The organism is Actinomadura darangshiensis, assembly GCF_004349235.1.
GTDB lineage: Bacteria > Actinomycetota > Actinomycetes > Streptosporangiales > Streptosporangiaceae > Spirillospora > Spirillospora darangshiensis.
On sequence record NZ_SMKY01000495.1, the window covers coordinates 1 to 3859 of the forward strand.

The following is a 3859-nucleotide window of genomic DNA, read 5'->3' on the forward strand; positions in this document are numbered from 1 at the left end:
GTCAGGGCTGCGGGGGCGTCGGCCGGGACGGCCGGGTTCTTCGGCGGGACGGGGGTGAGGCGGCGGTAGGCGTCGCCGAGGGCCGGGCGCGGGTCGTCCTCCGACCGGTTCGGCCAGAACGACATGGCGCGCTCGGCCTGGGCGGTGATGGTGAGGGACGGGTTGACCCCCAGGTTGGCCGAGACCGCGGAGCCGTCCACGACGTGCAGGCCGGGGTTCCCGTAGACGCGGTGGTAGGCGTCGATCACGCCCGACTCGGCGGAGTCGCCGATGGCGCAGCCCCCGAGGAAGTGCGCGGTCATCGGGACGTCGAACAGGTCGCCCCACGCGCCGCCGGGGATGCCGCCGATCTCCTCGGCGATCCGGCGCGTCGCCTCGTGCCCCTCCGGGATCCAGGTGGGGTTCGGCTCGCCGTGCCCGGCGGACGCGTGGACGTCCCAGCCGAACGGGCCCCGCTTCGGGCGCAGCGTGATCGAGTTGTCGCGGGTCTGCATGACCAGCGCGATCACCGTCCGCTCCGACCAGTGCCGGACGTCGAAGAGCTGGAGGAGGTCGCGCGGGCGCCGCACCGCCTCGCGGGCGAACTTCACGATGCGGGGCGTGTGCCGCTCGCCCGGACGGTCGCCGTCCACCAGAAGGGTCTGCAGGCCGGCGAGAAGGTTCGAGCCCCGGCCGTACCGGACGGGCTCGACGTGGGTGTCCGGCGCCGGGTGGAACGACGACGTGATCGCGACGCCCGCGGAGAAGTCGGGGCCCGGCCTGCCGTTGCGGCGCCCGCCGCCGAGGATCGCCTCGGAGTTGGTGCGGGTCAGGGCGCCGAGGCGGTCGGACAGGCGCGGCAGCAGCCCGGTCGACTTCAGCTTGTGCAGGAGCTTCTGCGTCCCATAGGTGCCGGCGGCGAAGACGACCTGCCCCGCGGTGAGCGTCTTGCGGTTGCGCCCGAACGAGCCGGTCCGGACGATGGCGACCTCGTAGCCGCCGCCGGGCAGGGGCTTCACCGAGGTGACGCGGCTGAGCGGCATCACCCGGGCGCCCGCCTTCTCGGCCAGGTACAGGTAGTTCTCCGTGAGCATGTTCTTCGCGCCGTGGCGGCAGCCCACCATGCACTCGCCGCACTCAAGGCAGCCGCGCCGCCGCGGGCCCGCCCCGCCGAAGTAGGGGTCCGCGCTCTCGATCCCGGAGCCGCGCCCGAAGTAGACCCCGACGGGCGTCCTGACGAACGTGTCGCCCTTGCCCATCCGGCCGGCGACCTTCTTCATGACCTCGTCGGCCGCGGTGGTCGTCGGGTTCTGGACGACGCCGAGCATGCGCTTCGCCTGCTCGTAGTAGGGCGCCAGCTCGTCCTGCCAGTCGGTGATGTGCGCCCACTGCCGGTCCTTGAAGAACGGCTCCGGCGGGACGTACAGGGTGTTGGCGTAGTTGAGCGAGCCGCCGCCGACGCCCGCGCCGGCCAGCACCATGACGCGGCTCGACTTGGCGCCACGGATCAGGTGCATCCGCTGGATACCGGTCAGGCCCAGCGCCGGCGCCCACAGGTAGCGCGCGATGCGCCAGTTCGTCTTCGGCAGCTCCGGATACCGCGACCCCGGCGCGCCGGACGGGTTGGTGTCGAAGCGGCGGCCCGCCTCGATCACCCCGACCCTGTAGCCCTTCTCGGTCAGCCGCAGCGCCGACACGCTGCCGCCGAACCCCGACCCGACGACGAGCACGTCGAAGTCATGCTTCACTGGCGATCCCTACTTGATCCGCAGCTTCTTCATGAGCTTGATACCGGTCGCCATGTAGCCGGCGAACGCGTCATAGCTGATCTTCCCGGGAGGCTCCAGGTCCATGAGGTGCTGGCTCGCGACGGTCTGCACCTCGGTGAACTTCAGCAGCCCCTCGGACCCGTGGCGGCGTCCCACCCCGGACTGCTTCATCCCGCCCATCGGGGAGTCGTAGGACGCGTACGCGGCACCGTACCCGTCGTTGATGTTGACCGTCCCCGCCTGGATGCGCGCGGCGAGGCGGCGGCCCCGCGCCGCGTTCTTCGTCCACACCGACGCGTTCAGCCCGTAGGCCGTGTCGTTGGCGCGGGCGACGACCTCGTCCTCGTCGCGGTACTTGTAGACGGCGACGACGGGCCCGAACGTCTCGTTCGCGCACAGGTCCATCTCACCGGTGACGTCCGCGAGGATCGTCGGCTCGTAGAACAGCGGGCCGACGTCGGGACGCGCCTTCCCGCCCGCGAGGACCGTCGCGCCCTCCTCGACCGCCTGGTCGACGTGCCGCGTGACCGCGTCCAGCTGGCGCTTGTGGGTCAGCGACCCCATCTCGGCGTCGAAGTCGAGGCCGGTGCCGAGCCTCATGCCCTTGACCAGCTCGGCGAACCGGGGGACGAACCGGTCGTAGACGTCCTCGTGCACGTACATCCGCTCGATCGAGATGCACAGCTGCCCGGCGTTGGTGAAGCACGCGCGGACGGCTCCGCGCGCGGTCCGCTCGACGTCGGCGTCCGCCATGACGATCATCGGGTTCTTGCCGCCGAGCTCCAGCGAGTAGGCGACCAGCCGCGGCGCGACCCGCTCGGCGATCGCCTTGCCGCCCCGGGTCGAGCCGGTGAAGGAGACGTAGTCGGCCTCGTCCAGCAGCGGGTCGCCGATCTCGGCCGGGTCCCCCACGACGATCTGCCACAGGTCCTTGGGCAGCCCCAGCGAGATCAGCAGGTCCAGGATCCACAGGCTGGACAGGCACGTCTGGGTGTCCGGTTTGTGGATCACCGCGTTGCCCGCCATCAGCGCCGGCGCGATGTCACTGGCCCCCAGCGCGAACGGGTAGTTCCATGGCGCGATCAGCGCGACGACGCCCTTCGGATGGCGCAGCTCCTGGACGCGCGTCAGTGCCGGCATCATCCCCTGCCGCCGCCGCGGCTTCAGCAGCTTCGAGGCCCGCCGCGCGTAGTACAGCGAGCACAGCGCCACGTCGAGGAACTCCTCCATCGCGTGGCGGCGGGCCTTGCCCGTCTCCAGCTGGATGACGTCGAGGATCTCCTCGCGCCGGTCGACCAGCGCGTCCGAGAGCCGGAGGAACGGCTTGACCCGCTCGCTCACCGGCAGCGCCGCCCAGGCCCGCTGCGCCTCGCGGGCCCGCTCGTAGGCCTTCCGGACGTCGTCGGGACCGGAGAGCGGAACGGTCGCGAGGGGCTCGCCGGTGAACGGGCTGGGGATCGTCGCGGTCTCGGCTCCGTCCGAGGCGACGTGCGACGCCAGGCGTTCGGTCAGGGATTCAGGGAGCGTGTGCTCTGCCGCGCCTTTGGCAGGGACCGTCGGGGATGCCATGCAGGCAGAGTATGACCACCTGCCCAGACTTGGCTACCCGCAAGTAACGCGCTACTTGCAGTGATATGCCCCACCTGGTCCCGTAATCTTCGTCCCCGGCTGACAACTCGGCCCGAACGGACCGTTCCAAGCCAGGCGGAGTTGTGCAACTCGGGGACTGACCATGGACGACCGGTGTATTCCGAAGAGGAGGGAGAGAATCTCACGGCCCACGGAGGGAACACCACATGACGGACGCCCACGGCGGCAACCGGCCCGCGGGTGACACGAGCGGTCCACGGCCGCGCCGCGACCGGCGCGAGCAGACCCGCACCGCTTTGCTCACCGCCGCCGAACGCCTCTGGGCCGAACGCGGCATCCACGGCGCCTCCCTCGACGACATCGCCGCGGCCGCCGGCCTCACCAAGGGCGCCGTCTACTCCAACTTCGCGGGCAAGACCGACCTGCTCCTCGCCCTGATGGAACGCATCACCAGCGACCGCACCCGCCCCGACGTCTGCGACGAGCTCCGCGCCGCCGAAGAGGACACCGACCCCACCGGC

Annotated in this window: 3 protein-coding genes; 1 reads left to right on the plus strand and 2 read right to left on the minus strand. The window is 71.2% G+C overall.

All coding sequences use genetic code 11. The features are described from left to right. Positions 1-1727, minus strand: a 1727-nt coding sequence (locus E1293_RS45325) for a GMC oxidoreductase (protein ID WP_132206084.1), incomplete at its 3' end; no start/stop codon positions are given. 9 nt (positions 1728-1736) lie between these two features. Beyond that, positions 1737-3317 carry a succinic semialdehyde dehydrogenase gene (locus tag E1293_RS45330; RefSeq protein WP_132206086.1) on the minus strand — a complete coding sequence of 527 codons (1581 nt, stop codon included), beginning with the start codon at positions 3315-3317 and terminating at the stop codon, positions 1737-1739. 227 nt (positions 3318-3544) lie between these two features. Here E1293_RS45330 and E1293_RS45335 point away from each other — a divergent pair. Then, on the plus strand, positions 3545-3859 hold a 315-nt coding region (locus E1293_RS45335), incomplete at its 3' end, for a TetR/AcrR family transcriptional regulator (protein WP_243717523.1).